The organism is Paenibacillus sp. QJM3NY_38 (assembly GCF_056173265.1).
On sequence record NZ_CM149665.1, the window covers coordinates 2,036,125 to 2,055,853 of the forward strand.

The following is a 19,729-nucleotide window of genomic DNA, read 5'->3' on the forward strand; positions in this document are numbered from 1 at the left end:
GTGTCTGGTGAAAACCGGTTGACGATAGGAATGAACTCGCCTCGGAGCAATGGTGTTAACCCGGCCGCTGTATTTCGGCAGATTCGGCCGCTGAAGCATCGTCGTCTCATCCGCGATAAGGATGCAAAGGGAGTGAAAGGCAAAGCATGCCTTTGGCTAACTAGGGTGGTACCACGGGAATCAAACCTCTCGTCCCTAGCGATCAGCGCTATGGATGATGAGGTTTTTTTGTTTTTTTGGGCAACGGCACAGGCCTTGCCTCTTGACTGTGAAGGAGGAGCAATGGAGTATGACGGACAATCAACCAACCGGCCACGGCTATCAGCCGCAGGCCATCGAACCGAAGTGGCAGCAATACTGGGATGAGAACAAAACCTTTAAAACGGAAGATTCATCATCCAAACCGAAATTTTATGCGCTGGATATGTTTCCGTATCCATCAGGAGCAGGCCTGCACGTGGGGCATCCGGAGGGGTACACGGCAACTGACATCGTGTCCCGTTACAAGCGGATGCGCGGATACAACGTGCTTCATCCGATGGGATGGGATGCCTTCGGTCTGCCGGCGGAGCAATATGCAATGGACACAGGCAAACATCCTCGCGAGTTTACCGTGCAGAATATCGATACGTTCCGTCGCCAGATCAAATCTCTGGGCTTCTCGTATGACTGGGACCGCGAGATCAGCACAACCGATCCGGAATATTATAAATGGACCCAGTGGATCTTTATCCAGCTTTATAAGCGCGGCCTTGCCTATGTGGCTGAAGTGCCGGTGAACTGGTGCGAAGCGCTCGGTACCGTGCTTGCGAACGAAGAGGTCATCGACGGCAAGAGCGAACGCGGGGGCCATCCGGTCGTACGTAAACCGATGCGCCAATGGATTCTGCGCATTACCGAATACGCGGATCGTCTCCTTGAAGATCTGGATGAACTGGACTGGAGCGAAAGCCTGAAGGATATGCAGCGCAACTGGATCGGCAAATCCACAGGCGCTGAGGTTCGTTTTGACATCGAAGGTTACGATGGTCATCTGGAGGTGTTCACGACCCGTCCGGATACGCTGTTCGGGGCAACCTACTGCGTTCTGGCGCCGGAGCATGACCTCGTGGATAAGATTACCTCAGCCGATCAGCGTGAAGCCGTCAAGGCTTATCAAGATCAAGCAGCACGTAAAAGCGACCTGGAGCGGACGGATCTGGCCAAGGATAAAACCGGTGTATTCACGGGTGCATACGCCATTAATCCGGTAAACGGCGCTAAAGTGCCGATCTGGATCGCGGATTATGTGCTTGCCGGCTATGGAACGGGTGCCATTATGGCGGTTCCGGGTCATGACAGCCGTGACTGGGAGTTTGCGAAGCAATTCGGTCTTCCGATTATTGAAGTCGTTCAGGGTGGAAATGTCGAGGAGGAAGCATACAGCGGCAGTGGCGCGCATGTGAATTCCGGCTTCCTGAACGGGTTGGACAATGAAGAGGCTATCCAGGCGATGAATGAATGGCTGGAGCAAGAGGGCAAGGGCAAGAAGAAGGTAACTTACCGTCTGCGCGACTGGCTGTTCAGCCGTCAACGCTACTGGGGTGAGCCGATTCCGATTCTGCATCTGGAAGACGGAACGATGAAGACCGTGCCTGAGGATCAGCTCCCATTGCTGCTGCCGGATGTGGATCAGATTAAACCGTCCGGTACCGGCGAATCACCACTGGCTAACGTTACGGAGTGGGTGGAAACGGTAGATCCCGAAACCGGCATGAAGGCCCGCCGCGAGACGAATACGATGCCGCAATGGGCCGGCAGCTGCTGGTATTACCTGCGTTATATCGATCCACGCAATAATGATGAATTGTGCTCCAAGGAGAAGCAGAAGGAATGGCTGCCGGTTGACCTGTACATCGGTGGTGTGGAGCATGCGGTGCTTCATTTGCTGTATGCACGCTTCTGGCACAAAGTATTGTATGACCTGGGCGTTGTCGATACGAAGGAGCCTTTCCAGAAGCTGGTCAATCAGGGTATGATCCTGGGCAACAATAATGAAAAAATGAGTAAATCCCGCGGCAATGTCATCAATCCGGATGATATTGTTAACGAGTACGGAGCCGACACGCTGCGCGTGTACGAGATGTTCATGGGGCCGCTGGAAGCAACTAAGCCATGGAACACCAACGGCGTTGAAGGAACGTTTCGTTTCCTCTCCCGCGTATGGCGCCTGTTTATCGGGGACGACGGTCAATTGAACCCTAAAATCGTGGAAGGCGAGGGTACGGACGATTTCAAACGTACACTGCACAAAACGATTAAGAAAGTGACCGAAGACTTTGAACATATGCGCTTTAACACAGCGATCAGCCAGCTGATGGTATTCATCAACGAGGGATACAAGACGGAAGAGCTTCCGCGCAAAGCGATGGAGAACTTCGTGCAGCTGCTTTCCCCGCTGGCCCCTCACCTGGCTGAAGAGCTGTGGAGCCGTTTAGGCTACACGGAGAGCGTAACCTACGTGCCATGGCCGGAGTATGACGAGGCTTGGACTGTAGAGGCCGAAGTGGAGATAGTCGTTCAAGTTAACGGCAAAATCGTAGAACGTGCCAAAATTTCGAAAGACATGGACCAAGAAGCCATGCAACAACATAGCCTCTCCCTTCCGAATGTCAAGCAGGCGCTGGAAGGAAAGAGTATTCGCAAAGTCATTGCCGTACCGGGCAAACTGGTCAATATCGTGGCCGGTTAATCGTAAAACCGAAGGCAGCATCCAGTTTTGCCAAATCCTCCTCATACTTGTCGTGTGTGGTTTGGATCAATTGGTAGAACAATCCGTTCAGGTTTGAATCCAGCAGTGCTAAAGCCTGAGCCGTGATGCCTCCGGGAACCGCAACCCGCTCTTGCAGCTGTTCGGGGGAGAAGCCCTCCTCCGTTAACAGCTTGCCGGTGCCAAGCAGCATTTCTCCGGCTAATGCATTAAGGGTTCTGCGGTCGATTCCGGTCATTTCAACGGCAGCGTCGATCCATTTTTCCATGAATAAACTTAAAAAAGCAGGTCCGCAGCTGGAGAAATCGGAAGTGATTCGCGTGTGCGATTCCAGTATCTCGAGCGGCCTGCTGATATAAGACAGGAGGCTTTCTATAAGCTGCCTGTCTTCTTCTTTTATTCGGGAACCGTACATGCATAACGATGCTCCGCCTCCGGTTAGGTTGGTGATGCTCGGTATGATTTTCGCCACCTTGCAGGGCAGCGATGATTCCAGATGGATCAGTTGGACCGGACTTGTGATGGATATGGCGATTTGCCGGGCTTCAAGCCGATCTTTGATTTCGCTGATGACAGATTTGAATTCAAGCGGCTTTATACATAGGAATAGCAGGTCGCTCTGAGAAGCCGTCTCCGTGTTACAGCTGCATACCGTCAGACCGGGATGACGTTTTGCCAGCTGCATCGGCTTCTCAGGACTTCGGTTGCTGACCCGAATCTGCTCAGGCAGGAGTGCGCCCGATTGAATGAAGGCATCGATCAACAGACTACCCATGCTGCCCGTACCGATAAAACCGACCTTCATGTGTATGTTCCCTCCTTTCGCGCTTTACGGCAGAAATGTACCGTCCTCACGTTTAATGTATGCGGGGAAGATGCCGATTCATGACGGTTTTTCATGCGATTTCGGTGGGGAAACCGAAGAATATTCCTGGGTTTGTACAAAATGAACTTTAAAGTTAAGGAGAGGTCAATCGATGAAAAAGATATCTTTAGGCTGGAGTCTTGCCGCAACGATTGCTGGCTGCGGGTTCATCTTGTTTGCCGGTGGTGCGGATCAGGGGATCGAGGGCTGGCAGCCGCTGAACGATCAGCTGGAGCAGGTGGTTGCGGCCGAAGAGAATGCGGGTGTGAAGACGTCCGGGGCTGATTCCCGGCAGAAGGATGTGGAACCGTCTGGAGCCGGAACGGATTCGAAGACTGCTGCAAAGAGCACGCAGGCGGGGCAGATCGAGCCTGCCAGTAATGCGAAGGACTCCATGTCAGACCAAGACCAAGGAGCGGCAGGAAGCGGTATAGCAGACCATATAGCTCCGTCTTCGGCTTCTGGTCAACCTTCTTCGCCCCTTGTACCGCCTCAGGCTGAAGGTGTCAGTCAGCAGTTACAGCAGCAAGCTCCTGTTAACAGTACAGCGCAGTCACCAGCAGCTCCGGATCCATCCGGATTGATTAATGTCAACACGGCGGATGCTGCAACGCTTATGGAGCTGCCTGGCATTGGCGAGGCGAAGGCCAAGGCCATTATCGATTATCGGAATCAGTTCGGTCCATTTAAAAGTTTGGCCGACTTGATGAACGTAAAGGGCATCGGGCCCAAAATGCTGGAGAAGATGAAGCCTTACGTTGGACTTTAGCTATGTGCTACAATAAAGGCGATATTGATAAGGAACAGGTGACAAATGATGAGTGCAGATCAACGTAAAGATTGGGATACTTATTTCATGGATATTGCCTTTATGGTTTCAACCCGCTCCCAATGCCCGAGGCGTCATGTCGGGGCGGTGCTGGTGCAGGGGAAGAAGCTGCTCGGGACGGCTTATAACGGCGCGCCGATGGGGGTGCCTGATTGCTCGGAAGCGGGCTGTATGATCGCCGAGGATTATGAATTGGTCGTGCAGGACGGCAAGGAGAGCATGGTGAAGAAACAGCGCTGCATCCGGACGATTCATGCCGAGCAGAATCTGCTGTTATTCACGGACCGGATCGATCGGGAAGGCAGCACGGTGTACGTGACGGATGAGCCCTGCTGGACCTGTGCGAATATGCTTGCCAACAGCGGCATTGTCGAGGTTGTGTTCCACCGTCCTTATCCGAAGGATTCGGGCAAGGTGTCCCGCATGATGGAACAGAAGGGGATTATGTTCCGGCAGCTTGAAGCGTATGAGCCGCCGCGCGAAACCTTGATGACGGTAGCGGAATGATTCATGTATAAGATTACGGAACAAAATGAATAGAAAGTCACAGAGGAAGGACCTTTGACTGCATATGCAGGCCAAGGTCCTTTTTTTATTTTAATGATGAAGGGATTGGTTGGAATCATGAAGCGAAGGCCATTACTTGTGTTTACCGTGATGTGGGTAATCGGCAGCGGTGCTGCATGCCTGTACGACGGATGGAGGCTGGCCATGATTGCAGCCGGGCTGATTCTCATCCTGTTTGCTGTGTGTCATTGGGCGGGGGCGGGACGCCTATTTACGCTCTGCATGCTGTTTTCCTTGTGCATGTCGGGTACTTACTGGGAATGGCATGACGCGGCCAATGTAAGTGATATCGAGCCGGTCCTCTCAGGGGAGACATCGACGGACGCTGTTCCTGTTACTGCCTTTGGTGTAATCACAACCCCAATAGAAGTGGATGGCGACCGCGCGGATTTCAATGTTGCCCTGCATCAAGTTGATATCAAGCTAACAAAGCCTCCAGCGCCCCAAAAACAAGCGAATCCGGATAACGGCACCTTGCTGAAGACGGATGATATCGTCAGGGTGCAAGTGAAACTAATGGACAAAACAGAGCTGGAGACGGTCCATCGATGGCAGCGCGGGGACCGCATAGAGCTGACCGGAGAGCTGCAAAAACCTGGAGAAGCCCGCAATTTTGACGGATTTAATTATGCTCAATATTTGCGAACCCAGAAGATTCATTGGATGGTCAAAGTGAAGGGCTCTGACCTAGCGAAGGTCACCCCGCCTGACAGCTGGAATGTAAGTCATATTCTAAGATGGACGGATGCCGTTCGCCATAAGCTTGGTGGCAAGCTGGATCAATTGTACGGCGGAATCCATGCGGGTTATATGAAGGGACTTGTGATTGGCAATCGGGATGATTTGGATCCCGATACGTTTATGGAGTTCTCGCGTTTGGGGTTGACTCACATTCTTGCGATATCGGGCATGCATGTGGCAGTGGTTGTGGGATGCCTCTTATTCGTATGCACAACCCTTCGAATGACGAGGGAGACCTCGCTGACTGTGGTCATGTGGCTGATTCCCGTTTATGTCCTGCTTGCCGGGGCAAGTCCTTCTATTGTCCGTGCCGGCATTATGGGGATGATCGGTTTGTATGCCGCACGGCGGCGACTTTTGAAGGATGGACTGCATATTCTTAGTGTTGCCGCACTCGTCATGCTGCTGTGGAACCCGTATTTTCTCGTGAACGTCAGCTTTCAGCTGTCATTCATCGTAACGGCGGGCTTGATGATCTTCGTACCGAAGCTGATGCCGCTGCTGTCATTCTTGCCCCGCTGGCTTGCGGGAACCGTCGGAATTACGGTCGTAGCGCAGCTGATCTCCTTTCCCCTAACCATATATTATTTTAACCAGGTGTCGCTGATATCTGTTTTCGCCAATTTGATCCTGGTTCCGGTGATTAGCCTTGTCGTTCTTCCGTTAGGAATGTTGTCATTGCTGGTGGGGTGGGTATGGATGCGCGGAGCTGGCTGGTTGGCAGCTGTGACAGAATGGTTAAACCAAATAACGTTTCGAGTCGTTGAATGGATGAATGGTTCATCCGCTTTGATGACGTTGTGGCCGTCCCCGTCGTTAGCCTGGATCTTATGTTATTTTGTTGTGCTGTATTCGCTGCTGTCCATTCTGAAGATGAGATCCGAAATTCGCGAAGGAGAGCGGATCGGATCGGATGATACCGTTCCATTGGAAGGACGCGTATCCTTGGATAGTAAAAGAGATTTGTCTGGTGCAACCGGCATGTTTCCGCTCGTGGATCAATGGGCCGGTGCGTTGCGATGGAGAGGTTTTTTTCGCGCCAGTGATTATATCGAACGCTATGCAGCGAGAGCTGCGATCGTCCTGCTGTCCGGAGCTTTGGTTTTTTTGCTGTACGGCGGCTATCAATCTCCATCTATGCACGGAGCGGGACTCGTGCAATTTCTGGATGTAGGACAAGGGGATTCGATACTCGTAACAACACCTGAGGGCAAGCATATTCTCATTGACGGTGGTGGGACGGTGAATTTTCGTAAGGAAAAGGATGCTTGGAAGGAAAGGAAGGCCCCGTATGAGGTAGGAGCGAAGGTGGTGGTTCCGTTGTTGAAAAAAAGGGGCGTGCACCAGCTTGAGGCTGTCATCATGTCCCATGGAGACCAGGATCATATAGGCGGTCTTCAGGCTGTCTTGCAGGAAATCCCGGTAAAATCAGTTGTGTTCAACGGGACCTTAACTGACTCCGCTTCCTTCCGGAAGCTGATGTTAACCGCTGTACAACAGCGCATTCCCATATACGAGGCTGGAGTGGATCGGGAAGTATGGAAGCTTGACAGCCATACGGAAATCCAATTTTTAGCGCCTGTTTTCCCAGAAAGTGGAGAAATCATAAAACCTTTACCGTTGATTAAGGAGCAGAATCATGCTTCACTAGTATTTGTCCTTCAAATGAACGGCAGCCGGATCTTGTTTACGGGTGACACAGACCAAGCTGCGGAACATAAAATATTGTTGTATCTGGAGGAACGTTCTTCACAAAATGATATCATTTCACGGCTTGCTGCTGCCGGTGACCGCATCGATGTTATGAAGGTTGCCCATCACGGCAGCAAAACCTCGACATCCGAGTTATGGCTGAATGCATGGAAGCCGAAGATAGCGGTTATTTCCGCTGGTGTCAACAATATGTACGGCCACCCTCATCCGGATGTGGTAGGACGGTTGGAACGTTCCACGAATCTCATCTATCAGACCAATCTTCATGGTGAAATACAGATGAGGATCAAGGAGGGACATATTGACACGCGCACGAAGCTACCTTGAATAAACAGCCCGCTGTCCTTGGGACATCGATTCGTAGTATGATCTTTAATAGGAAAAATGCAGCGGTGACTATAATCTTTATATTTGGTATAGTTAGATGAAGTTTCCTAAAAAAATAATAGGTTACATACTGCAACATTTTTTAATTTTATCCGTCTGTATGTATGCAGGGAGAGGGGGATCCACTGTGGTGGAGCAGGGACTCATAAGAGCCGCTCAATCGGGCGATCGCGACGCTCTAATCACCCTATTGCGAGAAATTGAGCAACATGTTTACCGAACTGCTTATTACATTTTAAACAATGAACAGGATGCAATGGATGCAGCCCAGGAAGCACTTATACGTGTATATACGAAGATTAACTCCTACGAGGAGAAGGCTCAGTTCAAAACTTGGGTCCAACGGATTGTCACCAACATATGCATTGATAAATTCCGCAGGACAAAGCCGACGGTTTCCATCGATGAACATGATCTGGTGTTTCGGGATAATCTCGATGTAGAACGGGAAGTGATGTCGGGATATCTGGCTCAGGATATTCAGGAAGCCATTAATCAACTGCCGGACCATCATCGTACGGTCATTGTCTTAAGGTATTTGCAGGATCTATCCTACAACGAAATTGCTGATTGTCTGAACCTCCCGCTCAATACGGTGAAATCCTATTTGTTCAGGGCCAGGCAGCAGCTGCAGAATATGCTCCAAGAGCATCAGAAAGGTGGTGTATCAGGATGAATTGCCAAGAGGTGGTGGAACGTATGCACCGGTATTTGGACCGGGATCTCACTTCGGAGGAGACGGCCCAAATGTATCAGCATATTGCCGTGTGCCCCATGTGTGCGGAGACCTTTAATATATTGAAATCATTGAACAGAGAGCTTGAGGATCTTCCGGCCGTAACCCCGCCTGTCAGTCTGGTAGACGCTATCATGCCTAGACTGGATGCCATTGACCGTGATCGCCAGAACCTTGTCGTACCTCCAGCACTGAAAAGCCAGGAGCCAGCCGAAATGATGCCGGAAATGCGGCGTCCGCGACGTGCGGGCAGCTGGTGGAGCACGATTGGCGGCAGAACTGCTATCGGGGCCGCCGCGGCTGTACTTATTCTCGGCGTAGCGATCTTTAATAATGAACCGAAGATGTTATCCGATGCGGAGCTTCCATACGAAGAGGCTAGCACGACCAGTGCCGGGACGAATGACGAATCGGCTGCCACGCAGAATCAGGAAATGGCTCAGCCGTTTGCCGCCGAAGGCGGCACGGAGACGGGAGGCGAATCGAATGATGGGAACGATTCATCCGCAAGCCTGCGGAGTTCGCCATCGGAATCGTCACCGGAAGCCAATTCCGACCCTGCCCAGAATGATACGAAGGCAACACAGCAGCCATCGGATGCGGCTAATGGCACCAATAAAGATGTTACAGCACCCGATAAACCGGTTCAGATGAAAGATGTTGGGGAACCCCAAGCGCCAGACCAACCTGCAACGAGCAACAATGAGGTGCCAAAAACCGATACCGGAAGTCCGTCTGACCCTCCGGCGAAAGAACCTGAGCAGAGTTCTGAAACCATGGATGTCCAGACGTCACCTACGGAACCGGATACCACGTCTGAGATGCTGCCTCCAATTAGCGATCCTGCCGGTGATGCGGTCACGGGAAGCGCCGAATCATCCGACAGGTCATCCGGATCGTACCAAGGACTGGCGATGGTGCCGGAACAGTGGTCGTCCCCGGATGGTCTCTACCGAGCCTCGCTGGAGGCTGATCATCTGATTATCTATCGTCTGCCATCGGGAAGCCAAACTTCGCCGGATGCGGTTGAAACGGTTGAGAAGATTCCGCTCGGCGGAAGCTGGGTATCCGGTCAATGGTCCGAGGACGGCTTAACGTTCAAATATAAGGTGCAGACCCATAAGGAATTGGTTGAATCCGTCTATTCCATTGAGAAGTCCCAGCCACCGGCATCTACGGGGCAGAAGCAGCCTAAATCATAGAAATGTTCAGAGATATATACAATTGGTGCACCAATGCCGGGAGATATGAATACACTATATATTAGAGAGAGCATGATACCAACTACCGTCGTATGACCGGCGGCGAGGTGTTTCTAGAGCATACTTGCCGGCGTTTATATAGATGTGTTGGGACGAAGGGACCTTGCCGCTGCCAAAAGCCGAGGTCTCTTTGTTTTCGTGTGGACGATTGCATTTTTATGCTTGTCATCTCGCATTCAGGCACTCTTTTTTGGTATAGTGTACAGAGTAGAAAGGGGGGACGCCGATGGATGCCAAAGCGGCGGCCAAGGCGGTTAAGCAGGGAGAGGTGTCTGCCGTCTATTTGTTGTATGGCAGCGAGAAATTTCAAATGAAGGAATTCGCCGAATTTCTGGAAGCCCAGCTGATCCCGAAAGAAGACCGTGATTTTGCCCTCGTTCATATGGATTTAGGGGAAGTTCCGATTCAAACCGTTATTGAAGAAGCGGAGACGGTTCCTTTTATGGTTCAAAAAAAACTGATCATGGTCAGGGATACGGCTTTTTTTACCGCAGCAAAAGATAACGGGAAAGTGGATCATCGTCCAGAGGCTTTGCTGGACTATTTGACCAATCCTGCTGATTATAGTGTGATTGTCTTTATGGTTGGACAAGAAAAGCTGGATGAACGGAAGAAGGTAGTCAAGGCAGTCAAGAAATCGGGGGTTGCTTTGTCCTTCATGCCTTTGGGCGGGGAGGATTTGCTTCGCTGGGTGGACAAGCAGGTAAAGAAAAGCGACTGCACGTTGCGGGAAGGTGCGGCGGAAGCGATCGTGCGAAATGCGGGAACCAGCCTTCAGGCATTATCAGGTGAGATCGAAAAGCTGTGCTTATATGCTGGCGCTGGCGGTGTGATTGATGTCGCAACCGTGGATATGCTGGTGGCGCGCAGTACGGAACAGAATGTATTTGCGCTTGTAGAGGATATTGCGAATCTTCGATTGGACAAGGCGCTCGGAATTTATTACGAACTGCTGAAGCAGCGCGAGGAGCCGATCAAGATTGCTGCGCTGATTACCAGGCAGTTCCGGATTATTCTGCAGGTGAAGACTTTATCCACCCAGAGCTACTCACAGCAGCAAATTGCTTCCCAGATCGGATTGCATCCCTATGCGGTGAAGATTGCGGGCGAGCAAGCCCGAAAGTTTGAGACAGCTCGCCTTGAAGGCATACTGAACCATCTGGCGAATCTGGATTACCAGATGAAGACCGGGGCCGTGGATAAGGTGCTGGGCATTGAATTGTTTTTGCTGCGGCTTGGTGCGTAAAGACCATCCGCAACAAGTTAAGAGCGTACGGCTGCAGGAGCAGTCATACGCTCTTTTTCTTTAGAAATCAGAAAGCATGGACAACAGAGGGTCGCCTGCCTGACCCCGCAAGAAAAACGTCCGCTATAAAGCGGTTTGTCTACCGAGAAGAGCACGTCGATCAATGTACCACAAAAAGCCCTGAGCAGCGTGAACTGTTCAGGGCTTTTTCCATGTCGTATTCAACAAACGTTACTTACGCTTGGGACGTAAGAGCGTTCAGTCTTTTCGCCAGACGGGACTTTTTGCGGGCAGCTGCGTTCTTATGGATCAGGCCCTTCGTAACGGCTTTATCAAGCTTCTTGGAAGCAGCTTGGAAAGCAACTTTAGCAGCTTCGATTTCTGTACCGTTCAACGCTACGTCAGCAGTTTTAACAGCTGTGCGAAGCGCGGATTTTTGAGAAATGTTAAGCGCGTGGCGTTTGTCACTTGTCTTTACACGTTTAATCGCGGATTTGATGTTTGGCATTACATTCACCTCCTGTAAGGCATTTCAATAGAGCGAAATGATTCACAACTTAAAATATTTTAGCATGGGGGTGGACAAAAAGCAATACTCATTCGGACTTCTGCATAATCTCTCCCGTACTCTCGCACACTACTAGCAATATGAGGAGGAGTGTGAATTTAGATGGATCTGGATCTGCAAAAATATTCGGTCCGAACGGACCTGGCGGTGGAATCAAGAGAACTGGCGGGAGGAAAAGGCAGTGCGCCCATTCCTGGTGTGTTGGAGGATGTGGTGCAGGAGGACGGAATCAAGATTACAAGGCTGGACGTGGAGAACGAAGCAGCCTCTACGCAAATCGGCAGAGTGAAGGGCCATTACGTCACGCTGGAGGTGCCCGATCTTCGCAAGGGGGATACGGAGCTTCAAGATCAGGTGTCCGTTGTCTTCGCCCGTGAGTTCGAGGCATTCATGTCCCGGATCGGGATCGGACCCAAGGCAAGCGTGCTCATTGTCGGCCTTGGCAACTGGAATGTGACGCCGGATTCGCTGGGACCGCTTGTGGTGGAGAATGTGATGGTAACCCGTCAGTATTTCGAGCTTATGCCGGATCGGGTGGCGCCAGGTTATCGTCAGGTTAGTGCCGTAGCACCAGGCGTGCTCGGTCTGACAGGGATTGAATCCAGCGAAACGGTTCAAGGGATCGTGGAACAAATCCGTCCGGACCTGATCATCGCCATTGATGCTTTGGCTTCGCGTTCGCTGGAGCGGGTGAATACGACCATCCAGATTGCGGATATCGGGATCCACCCCGGCTCTGGTGTCGGCAATAAACGCAAGGGATTGACACAGGAGATTCTTGGAGTTCCCTGCATTGCAATTGGCGTTCCAACCGTCTGCTATGCTTCCACCATCGTTAATAATGCAATTGAGCTCATGAAGTCCCATTTTGGTGAAGGTGCGCCGGAGACGGGCAAAATTATGGGCATGCTCCATGATATACCCGAAGGTGAGCGCCTCGCGCTGGTGAAGGAGGTGCTGGAGCCGCTGGGCCATGACCTTATCGTAACGCCCAAGGAGATTGACGAATTTATAGAGGACATCGCTAATATCGTCGCAACCGGCCTGAACGCAGCGCTGCATGAGGCTGTGGATCCCGGCAATGTAGGTGCGTACACGCACTAACCCGGTATAAAAGCTCCGAATCTATCGGAGCTTTTATATTTTTCATGGATCTAGTTCTATCGATTCTCCCCGGTTCATAGATTTGAAATATAAGAGATTACAGAGTCGCGGGAACGGCGGAATGATGGCCGGATAGGTCCCGGCGAACCGAGGAGGACATCGTTATGAACAATCGCAAGTTTCGCATCTGGAATATTGCCAGACTGAAACGGAAGGTCATGGAAGGTCTGAGCATGGGTCGAACGCTCATTATACTGATGCTAGGCTCTCTTATATTTTTTATTTTACTAGGGCTTGGAGGGATGGCGGAACAGCGGATGAATTCCTCGCCCGTGTCGTCAATGAAAGGATTGGCCGCTTCGTTATCCAGCCATTTTTTCATCGATATGATCGGCATGGAGATGCCGCATATGACGGCTTCCAAAGAGACCTCAAGCTTCTCCGGCGAGAAAATGTCGACCTTCGTTTTTGAACTGCTTACGAGCGTGAACCCGAGGGACCCGAAAAGCCTGCTTGCGGGCGAATTGCCCGGCATGAAGGCAAATCAACCGGTACAGCTGTCACATGGCTCCGGGAACGAGGAAGGGGAAGCACCGGCGGATTACCGGCCGGATCCCGCAGAGGAGCAGGCGGAAGGCGACCCTGCTGATGCCGGGGAAGAGCCGCCCCAAGGCGGTCGGGGGATCGGCAATGAAGATAATGGCGAGGATGTCCCGGATCAGGGCACGGAGGACGAGCCTGGCAGTAAGAATGACCCTGGAAGCACCTCCAAGGACGGAAAGTCTACGAATGGAAAGAAAGCTGTACTCATCTATCATTCGCACCCACAGGAAGCATATAACCCGCTGCTCACGCATCCATCCGATAATCCGGGGGCTGTATCCCCAAGCAAGAACGTCATGCTGGTGGGCAGCTTTCTGAGTAAAAGACTTGAGGCCAACGGAATTGGCACCCTGCATGATAAAAGTGACTATCAATCTACCATTGAAGGATACAATTATAACTTTTCTTATAAATACTCGCGCCAGATGGTCATGGAGGCCATGTCCCAGAACGACGGCATTAATTACCTGATCGATATCCATCGGGATTCTCAGCGTTATAACAAAACGACGGCAACCGTAAACGGCGTTAACTACGCCAAGGTTTACTTCATCATCGGTCATGCGAACGAGAACTGGAGACAGAACGAGGCGTTTGCAAGCAAAATCAATGCCAAGCTGGAAAAATCCTATCCCGGGGTGTCTCGGGGCGTGTGGGGCAAATCAGCGGATCAAGGGAACGGGGAATATAATCAATCCCTGTCGCCAAACAGTATCCTGATCGAAATCGGCGGCATCGATAATACGAAGGAAGAATTGCAGCGGACGGCTGAAGCGTTGGCGGACATCATTGCAGATGTGTACTGGCAGGAGCAAGAGGCGGAGAAAGCCAGCGTGAAAAAAGACAACGATCAAACGAAGAAGCAGTCCGTTTCCGCGGGAACCAAGGGCGGAAGCAACAAAGGAACAGAGGATCAAGCAGCCAAAGCAGGCTAACGGCTCGGCGGTAAGTCGACAAGTGTGAACGGGTAAATCGGGGAGGGACTCAGTGATGTCAAGAATGGGAAAACGGTTGGTGGCTCTTATCATATGGACAGGCATCGGCATATTGGTCGGCATGCAGCTTGGCGGGGCAAAAGCGCCAGTACCGGCAGACGGTACCGGAGCCGTGCAAACTGTGCAGCAAAACCATGCGCAGGATCCGCAAGGCGGGGCTGCTCAAGGGAATGGATGGGGAGGGACGCGCAAGAACCCTCCCGTATCAGAGTCCGCTGTTCTAGAAGAAGATGCTCGTAAGACCCTGCCCGAATATGAGCCGACGCCCAGCGACATCCTGCTTCCCGAGCGTTCGCAACCGCCTGCCGATGTGCTGGCCGATAAGACGGCAGGACTGCTCCAGCAGCTGTCTGACAAAAGCATACGCTGGGTCGTATCGATGTTCGGATCGATCACGGAATAAATTCACCTTTATTCTCAGCATTGCTGTGCATCCCCTCAACTGGTATAATAAGTTGATTCAAACATCTGGTGGTTGTTGGGGGTTAGGCATGACAGACGTACAAGCAAGACAACAAAAAATTCGTAATTTCTGTATCATTGCACATATAGACCATGGGAAATCGACGCTTGCTGACCGTATATTGGAATTTACGGGCGCATTAACTTCGCGTGAAATGCAAGAGCAAGTACTGGATCAGATGGATCTGGAGAGAGAACGCGGGATTACCATCAAGCTGCAAGCGGTTCGCCTGAATTACAAATCCGATGACGGCGAGGAGTATATATTGAACCTGATTGATACTCCAGGGCACGTCGACTTTACGTATGAGGTATCCCGAAGCCTGGCTGCTTGTGAAGGCGCGCTGCTCGTAGTTGATGCTGCACAGGGAATTGAAGCGCAGACATTGGCCAACGTATATCTGGCACTGGATAACAATCTTGAAATTCTGCCTGTCATTAACAAGATTGACTTGCCAAGCGCCGATCCTGAGCGGGTGAAGCAGGAAGTTGAGGATGTCATCGGTCTGGATGCCAGCGATGCCGTATTAGCTTCTGCCAAGGCCGGCATCGGAATCAAGGAAATTCTGGAGCAGGTGGTTCAGAAAGTTCCTGCGCCAACCGGCGATTCGGAAGAACCGCTGAAAGCGCTGATTTTCGACTCCCATTATGATCCTTACAAAGGCGTTATCGTATATGTGCGCGTAATTGACGGAAGCATTAAAGCCGGCTCCAAGATCAAAATGATGGCTACCGGCAAAACCTTCGAGGTCATTGAGGTGGGGGCGTTTAAGCCGCGCATGTCCATCGTGGACGAGCTTAACGTCGGCGATGTCGGTTTCATCGTGGCTGGTATTAAGAGCGTTGGCGATACGCAGGTCGGTGATACGGTAACGGATGCCAAGCGTCCGACGGCCAAGCCGCTTCCGGGTTACCGCAAAATCAACCCGATGGTATTCTGCGGACTGTATCCAATCGAAACGTCAGACTACAATGATCTGCGCGAGGCGCTCGAGAAGCTGCAGCTTAATGATGCATCACTCAGCTTTGAGCCGGAGACATCCAGCGCACTCGGATTCGGTTTCCGTTGCGGATTCCTTGGCCTGCTGCACATGGATGTCATCCAGGAGCGGATTGAACGAGAGTTTAACATACCGCTGATTACGACTGCGCCGAGCGTTATTTACCGCATTACGCTGACGAACGGAGAGCAAATCCAGATCGATAACCCGTCTCATTATCCTGAGGTGGGCAAGGTCGATTATGTCGAAGAGCCTTATGTTAAAGCAGGCATTATCGTTCCGAACGATTATGTCGGAGCGATCATGGAACTCTGCCAGAATAAACGCGGCGAATTCGTAAACATGGAATACCTGGACACAACGCGCGTTACCATTACCTATGAAATACCGCTGTCGGAAATCGTGTATGATTTCTTCGACCAGTTGAAATCGAGCACCAAAGGATATGCTTCATTCGATTACGAGCTGTCCGGGTACCGTCGATCCAATCTGGTCAAAATGGACATTTTGCTCAATGCCGAGCAGGTGGATGCCTTGTCCTTTATCGTGCACAAGGACCGTGCTTATCACCGCGGACGGGCGATTTGCGAGAAGCTGCGCGAGCTGATTCCTCGTCAAATGTTCGAAGTGCCGATTCAAGCTTCTGTCGGTACCAAGGTTGTTGCCCGTGAAACGGTTAAAGCGATGCGCAAAAACGTTCTTGCCAAGTGTTACGGCGGTGACATCTCCCGTAAACGGAAACTCCTTGAGAAGCAGAAGGAAGGTAAGAAACGGATGAAGCAAGTCGGCAGCGTTGAAGTGCCGCAGGAAGCCTTCATGGCGGTACTGAAAATCGACGACAAGTAAATTTTGCATAGGAATGCCAGCCCAAGAGTTAACAGGGTAGGCTGTCCTGCGTATATAGTCTTATGAAGTAAATGATGGGAAAGCCGATTCTCGGCTTTCCTTTCTTTCATTCCAAGAGGCATAGCGTTATAGTAGAGAAGGAACTTTCGAGAAGTTACTTAAAGTAAGTCATGCCAGAGGTGTACATGAGGGGGCAAGAAAAGAATGACGGCAAACGATCAACGGACGGAAGCGGTGTACATCCACATTCCGTTTTGTACCAATAAATGTTTTTACTGCGACTTCAATTCCTACGTGTTGAAGGACCAGCCGGTAATGGATTATCTGCGCGCGCTGGATAAGGAAATGGAGCTGACTGTTCATGCCAACCCGCCTGGACGAATCAAAAGCATATTTGTAGGCGGCGGGACTCCAACGGTGCTGAAGCCGGATGAAATGGAATACTTCTTGCAGAGCGTGAAGCGCCATTTTCCGGAATGGTCCGATGACATTGAATTTTCGATGGAAGCCAATCCCGGCACCACGGATTTGGAGAAGCTGTCCGTCATGCGCGAAGGCGGCGTGAACCGCATCAGCTTCGGGGTGCAGGCCTTCCAGAACAGCTTGCTGACCGGCATCGGCCGGATTCATGATACGGATGATGTATATCGCAGTCTCGAGAATGCCAGAAGAGCAGGCTTTGATAATATGTCCATCGATTTGATGTTCGGGCTCCCGAACCAAACCTTGGACATGCTTACGGAAAGCGTGGATAAGGCGCTGGAGCTTGGACTCCCGCATTATTCAATCTACAGCCTGAAGGTTGAAGAAAACACGCTGTTCCATACGATGTACCAGCGAAACCAGCTGCCGCTTCCGGATGAGGAGGACGAGCTGAATATGTATCTTCTATTAATGGAGCGGATGCAGGCTGCCGGATATAAACAGTATGAGATCAGTAATTTTGCCAAACCCGGCTTTGAGAGCCGGCATAATATGACGTATTGGCGCAACGAGGATTATTATGGCTTGGGCGCGGGAGCGCACGGATACATCGGTCGTCAGCGCCATGTAAACATTAAAGGCGTCAACCCATATAATGAAACAGCGAATCAAGGACTTCCCCGATTGGAGAGCTTTGAGGTATCAAGAGAAGAAGCGATGGAGGATTTCCTCATGGTCGGGCTCCGAGTCCTGGATGGCGTTTCGCGCAGCCGGTTCCGGCAACAATTCGGTATTTCTATGGAAGAGGTATTCGCCGGCCCGCTGAATAAAATGATAGGTGCGGGACTTCTAGATTCCACGGATGACGGATATAAACTGAGCAGTAAAGGCATTCTGTTCGGCAACGATGTGTTTGCCGAATTTATAGGCAGCTTGTCAACAAATTAATCTATTGAACTTATATGCGCTCTGTTGTATATTTATTCATAACATGACGGAGCGTGTAAAGGGGAGACGGACAACAATGTCGGCGGTATGCAGAAAGGCGAAGTTAGAAGATGTTGAGCCGCTGTATCAGATGATTCAGGGTTATGCGGAAAAGGGCATTATGCTGCCCCGGTCCAAAAAAGTGTTGGAGAAACAAATCGAGGAATTCGTGGTGGCCGAATCCGAAGGAAACGTGATCGGCTGCGGTTCCTTATGCCAGCTGGGAAATGACCTTGTAGAGATTCGTTCACTCGGCATCTCCGATGGTTATAAAGGGCAAGGAATCGGCTCCATGCTGGTGGATTCCCTTCTGGAAGAAGCGAAACGGCGCGAGCTTCCGAAAGTGATGGCCTTGACGTACGAGGTATCCTTTTTCATCAAAAACGGCTTTGCCGTCGTGGAAAAGGAGATTTTCCCGGAGAAAGTGTGGACCGACTGCATTCACTGCAAGAAGCAGCATGCCTGTGACGAAATAGCTGTTCTTAAAGTACTGAACTGACTTGACAATCCTCAGGTCGGTTTGGTATTTTTGTTATATCGGTTAGCACTCGATGGCGATGAGTGCTAACGAAAGTGAAATTAAGCAGTCAGCAAGGAGGGGAGCGACATGTTAACAGATCGTCAACGCATGATTTTGAATGCCATTGTGGATGACTATATCCGTTCTGCCGAGCCGGTTGGTTCAAGAAGCATTTCCAAACGTGGGGATGTCGGGTACAGTCCGGCAACCATTCGTAACGAGATGGCTGATCTGGAGGAACTCGGATTTCTGGAGCAGCCTCATACATCAGCTGGACGAATTCCGTCACATAAAGGATATCGTTATTATGTTGATCATCTCACCTCGTCGTTTTCCTTGAACCCTGCGGAACTGCATATGATGAAATCCTTTTTTGCAGAAAAGCTGAACGTGATGGAGCAGATGATACAGCATACAGCTGGCATTCTGTCTCAGATGACTAATTACACTTCCATCCTGCTGGGACCGGAAGTTTTTCATACGTCTTTGCGTCATTTCCAGCTTCTTCCTCTCCATGAGGATCAAGCGGTAGCCATCATCGTAACCAGCACAGGGCAAGTCGAGAACAAGATTGTTTCGATTCCGCAGGGTGTGTCCGTTTCCGATCTGGAGCAAGTGGTCAATCTTCTGAACAAGAAGCTGGTCAACGTGCCTCTATATAAACTCAAGACCCGTTTGTATACGGAGATTGGCGAGGAAATGCAGCGGCATATTTCACATTATGAAGACCTCATGAGTATGTTGGATATCGCCCTTAACAATGAACCGGACCATCGCGGCGTATATCTTAGCGGAACGACCCACATGCTGAATCAGCCGGAGTTCAAGGATGTGGATAAGGTAAGGGAGATTTTCGAGCTTCTGGAACAGACACCCGCACTGTTGAAACTCATGGCTCCTGCTCCCGGTGAGCATGGTGTCCAAGTGAAGATCGGTACGGAAAATACGCATGAAGCGATTTCCAATTGCAGTTTGATTACTGCGACTTATTCAATAGATGGAAAAGCGCTCGGTTCGATTGGTATTCTCGGTCCTACTAGAATGGAATATGCACGGGTGATCGGCATCTTGAATGTGTTATCCCATGATCTGACGAAGCTGCTGTCACACTGGTACAAATAAAGG

General features: G+C 50.9%; 16 protein-coding genes and 1 other annotated feature (1 of these 17 cut by a window edge). Of the genes, 14 read left to right on the forward strand and 2 right to left on the reverse strand.

Features of this window, described 5'->3' with window-relative positions; translation table 11 throughout:
- Positions 1-200: a binding site (T-box leader), on the forward strand (it extends 53 nt beyond the left edge of the window).
- 89 nt (positions 201-289) lie between these two features.
- Positions 290-2,731 (forward strand): leucine--tRNA ligase, encoded by a 2,442-nt coding sequence (gene leuS / locus AC0VZ8_RS08930; protein WP_260064308.1) that lies wholly within the window; start codon positions 290-292, stop codon positions 2,729-2,731.
- Here leuS and comER read toward each other — a convergent pair.
- Positions 2,712-3,554, reverse strand: a complete 843-nt coding sequence (comER, locus tag AC0VZ8_RS08935) for a late competence protein ComER (RefSeq protein WP_216533802.1) — start codon at positions 3,552-3,554, stop codon at positions 2,712-2,714. The genes leuS and comER overlap by 20 nt on opposite strands.
- A 172-nt stretch (positions 3,555-3,726) precedes the next feature.
- Here comER and AC0VZ8_RS08940 point away from each other — a divergent pair, with 172 nt between their 5' ends.
- The 6 genes from AC0VZ8_RS08940 to holA all read left to right on the forward strand — a co-directional run bounded on the left by AC0VZ8_RS08940 (position 3,727) and on the right by holA (position 11,095).
- A complete protein-coding gene (locus AC0VZ8_RS08940; protein ID WP_475486663.1) occupies positions 3,727-4,383 on the forward strand; it encodes a ComEA family DNA-binding protein in 657 nt (218 codons plus the stop codon).
- A gap of 48 nt (positions 4,384-4,431) precedes the next feature.
- Positions 4,432-4,950, forward strand: coding sequence for a deoxycytidylate deaminase (locus AC0VZ8_RS08945; RefSeq protein ID WP_113058344.1), 519 nt, complete (start codon positions 4,432-4,434; stop codon positions 4,948-4,950).
- 54 nt (positions 4,951-5,004) lie between these two features.
- Complete coding sequence (locus tag AC0VZ8_RS08950) at positions 5,005-7,791, forward strand: ComEC/Rec2 family competence protein (protein ID WP_475486664.1); 2,787 nt, start codon at positions 5,005-5,007, stop codon at positions 7,789-7,791.
- 187 nt (positions 7,792-7,978) lie between these two features.
- Positions 7,979-8,527, forward strand: coding sequence for an RNA polymerase sigma factor (locus tag AC0VZ8_RS08955; protein ID WP_036644490.1), 549 nt, complete (start codon positions 7,979-7,981; stop codon positions 8,525-8,527).
- The gene (locus AC0VZ8_RS08960; RefSeq protein WP_475486665.1) at positions 8,524-9,789 is read left to right on the forward strand and encodes an anti-sigma factor family protein; all 1,266 of its coding nucleotides are present in this window, start codon (positions 8,524-8,526) and stop codon (positions 9,787-9,789) included. Before AC0VZ8_RS08955 ends, AC0VZ8_RS08960 begins: the two co-directional genes overlap by 4 nt.
- A gap of 286 nt (positions 9,790-10,075) precedes the next feature.
- Positions 10,076-11,095 (forward strand): DNA polymerase III subunit delta, encoded by a 1,020-nt coding sequence (gene holA, locus AC0VZ8_RS08965; protein WP_220686066.1) that lies wholly within the window; start codon positions 10,076-10,078, stop codon positions 11,093-11,095.
- Positions 11,096-11,330: 235 nt separating this feature from the next.
- Here the strand turns inward: holA and rpsT are convergent, their stop codons facing one another.
- Complete coding sequence (rpsT, locus tag AC0VZ8_RS08970; RefSeq protein ID WP_053489175.1) at positions 11,331-11,603, reverse strand: 30S ribosomal protein S20; 273 nt, start codon at positions 11,601-11,603, stop codon at positions 11,331-11,333.
- 162 nt (positions 11,604-11,765) lie between these two features.
- On the opposite strand from rpsT, the gene gpr reads away from it, so the two are divergent.
- The 7 genes from gpr to hrcA all read left to right on the forward strand — a co-directional run bounded on the left by gpr (position 11,766) and on the right by hrcA (position 19,726).
- Positions 11,766-12,767, forward strand: a complete 1,002-nt coding sequence (gpr, locus tag AC0VZ8_RS08975) for a GPR endopeptidase (protein WP_260064303.1) — start codon at positions 11,766-11,768, stop codon at positions 12,765-12,767.
- 164 nt (positions 12,768-12,931) lie between these two features.
- Positions 12,932-14,305 carry a stage II sporulation protein P gene (locus AC0VZ8_RS08980; RefSeq protein WP_475486666.1) on the forward strand — a complete coding sequence of 458 codons (1,374 nt, stop codon included), beginning with the start codon at positions 12,932-12,934 and terminating at the stop codon, positions 14,303-14,305.
- A 55-nt stretch (positions 14,306-14,360) separates the two neighbouring features.
- Positions 14,361-14,768, forward strand: a complete 408-nt coding sequence (locus AC0VZ8_RS08985; RefSeq protein WP_475486667.1) for a hypothetical protein — start codon at positions 14,361-14,363, stop codon at positions 14,766-14,768.
- A gap of 88 nt (positions 14,769-14,856) precedes the next feature.
- A complete protein-coding gene (lepA, locus tag AC0VZ8_RS08990) occupies positions 14,857-16,674 on the forward strand; it encodes a translation elongation factor 4 (protein WP_071222909.1) in 1,818 nt (605 codons plus the stop codon).
- Between the two features lie 204 nt (positions 16,675-16,878).
- A complete protein-coding gene (gene hemW / locus AC0VZ8_RS08995; RefSeq protein WP_475486668.1) occupies positions 16,879-18,045 on the forward strand; it encodes a radical SAM family heme chaperone HemW in 1,167 nt (388 codons plus the stop codon).
- 76 nt (positions 18,046-18,121) lie between these two features.
- Positions 18,122-18,583 carry an N-acetyltransferase gene (locus tag AC0VZ8_RS09000; RefSeq protein WP_071222914.1) on the forward strand — a complete coding sequence of 154 codons (462 nt, stop codon included), beginning with the start codon at positions 18,122-18,124 and terminating at the stop codon, positions 18,581-18,583.
- Positions 18,584-18,691: 108 nt separating this feature from the next.
- Positions 18,692-19,726: a heat-inducible transcriptional repressor HrcA gene (gene hrcA, locus AC0VZ8_RS09005; protein ID WP_071222916.1), complete on the forward strand. Its 1,035-nt coding sequence runs from the start codon at positions 18,692-18,694 to the stop codon at positions 19,724-19,726.
- Positions 19,727-19,729: the final 3 nt, after the last annotated feature.

What these genes read in the sequence shown, in the direction of transcription:
- AC0VZ8_RS08940 (WP_475486663.1), top strand. Translation starts at nt 3,727, where the DNA reads ATGAAAAAGATATCTTTAGGCTGGAGTCTTGCCGCAACGATTGCTGGC.
- leuS (WP_260064308.1), top strand. Translation starts at nt 290, where the DNA reads ATGACGGACAATCAACCAACCGGCCACGGCTATCAGCCGCAGGCCATC.
- comER (WP_216533802.1), bottom strand. Translation starts at nt 3,554, where the DNA reads ATGAAGGTCGGTTTTATCGGTACGGGCAGCATGGGTAGTCTGTTGATC.
- holA (WP_220686066.1), top strand. Translation starts at nt 10,076, where the DNA reads ATGGATGCCAAAGCGGCGGCCAAGGCGGTTAAGCAGGGAGAGGTGTCT.
- lepA (WP_071222909.1), top strand. Translation starts at nt 14,857, where the DNA reads ATGACAGACGTACAAGCAAGACAACAAAAAATTCGTAATTTCTGTATC.
- AC0VZ8_RS08945 (WP_113058344.1), top strand. Translation starts at nt 4,432, where the DNA reads ATGAGTGCAGATCAACGTAAAGATTGGGATACTTATTTCATGGATATT.
- hrcA (WP_071222916.1), top strand. Translation starts at nt 18,692, where the DNA reads ATGTTAACAGATCGTCAACGCATGATTTTGAATGCCATTGTGGATGAC.
- AC0VZ8_RS08960 (WP_475486665.1), top strand. Translation starts at nt 8,524, where the DNA reads ATGAATTGCCAAGAGGTGGTGGAACGTATGCACCGGTATTTGGACCGG.
- gpr (WP_260064303.1), top strand. Translation starts at nt 11,766, where the DNA reads ATGGATCTGGATCTGCAAAAATATTCGGTCCGAACGGACCTGGCGGTG.
- AC0VZ8_RS08985 (WP_475486667.1), top strand. Translation starts at nt 14,361, where the DNA reads ATGTCAAGAATGGGAAAACGGTTGGTGGCTCTTATCATATGGACAGGC.
- hemW (WP_475486668.1), top strand. Translation starts at nt 16,879, where the DNA reads ATGACGGCAAACGATCAACGGACGGAAGCGGTGTACATCCACATTCCG.
- AC0VZ8_RS09000 (WP_071222914.1), top strand. Translation starts at nt 18,122, where the DNA reads ATGTCGGCGGTATGCAGAAAGGCGAAGTTAGAAGATGTTGAGCCGCTG.
- rpsT (WP_053489175.1), bottom strand. Translation starts at nt 11,603, where the DNA reads ATGCCAAACATCAAATCCGCGATTAAACGTGTAAAGACAAGTGACAAA.
- AC0VZ8_RS08980 (WP_475486666.1), top strand. Translation starts at nt 12,932, where the DNA reads ATGAACAATCGCAAGTTTCGCATCTGGAATATTGCCAGACTGAAACGG.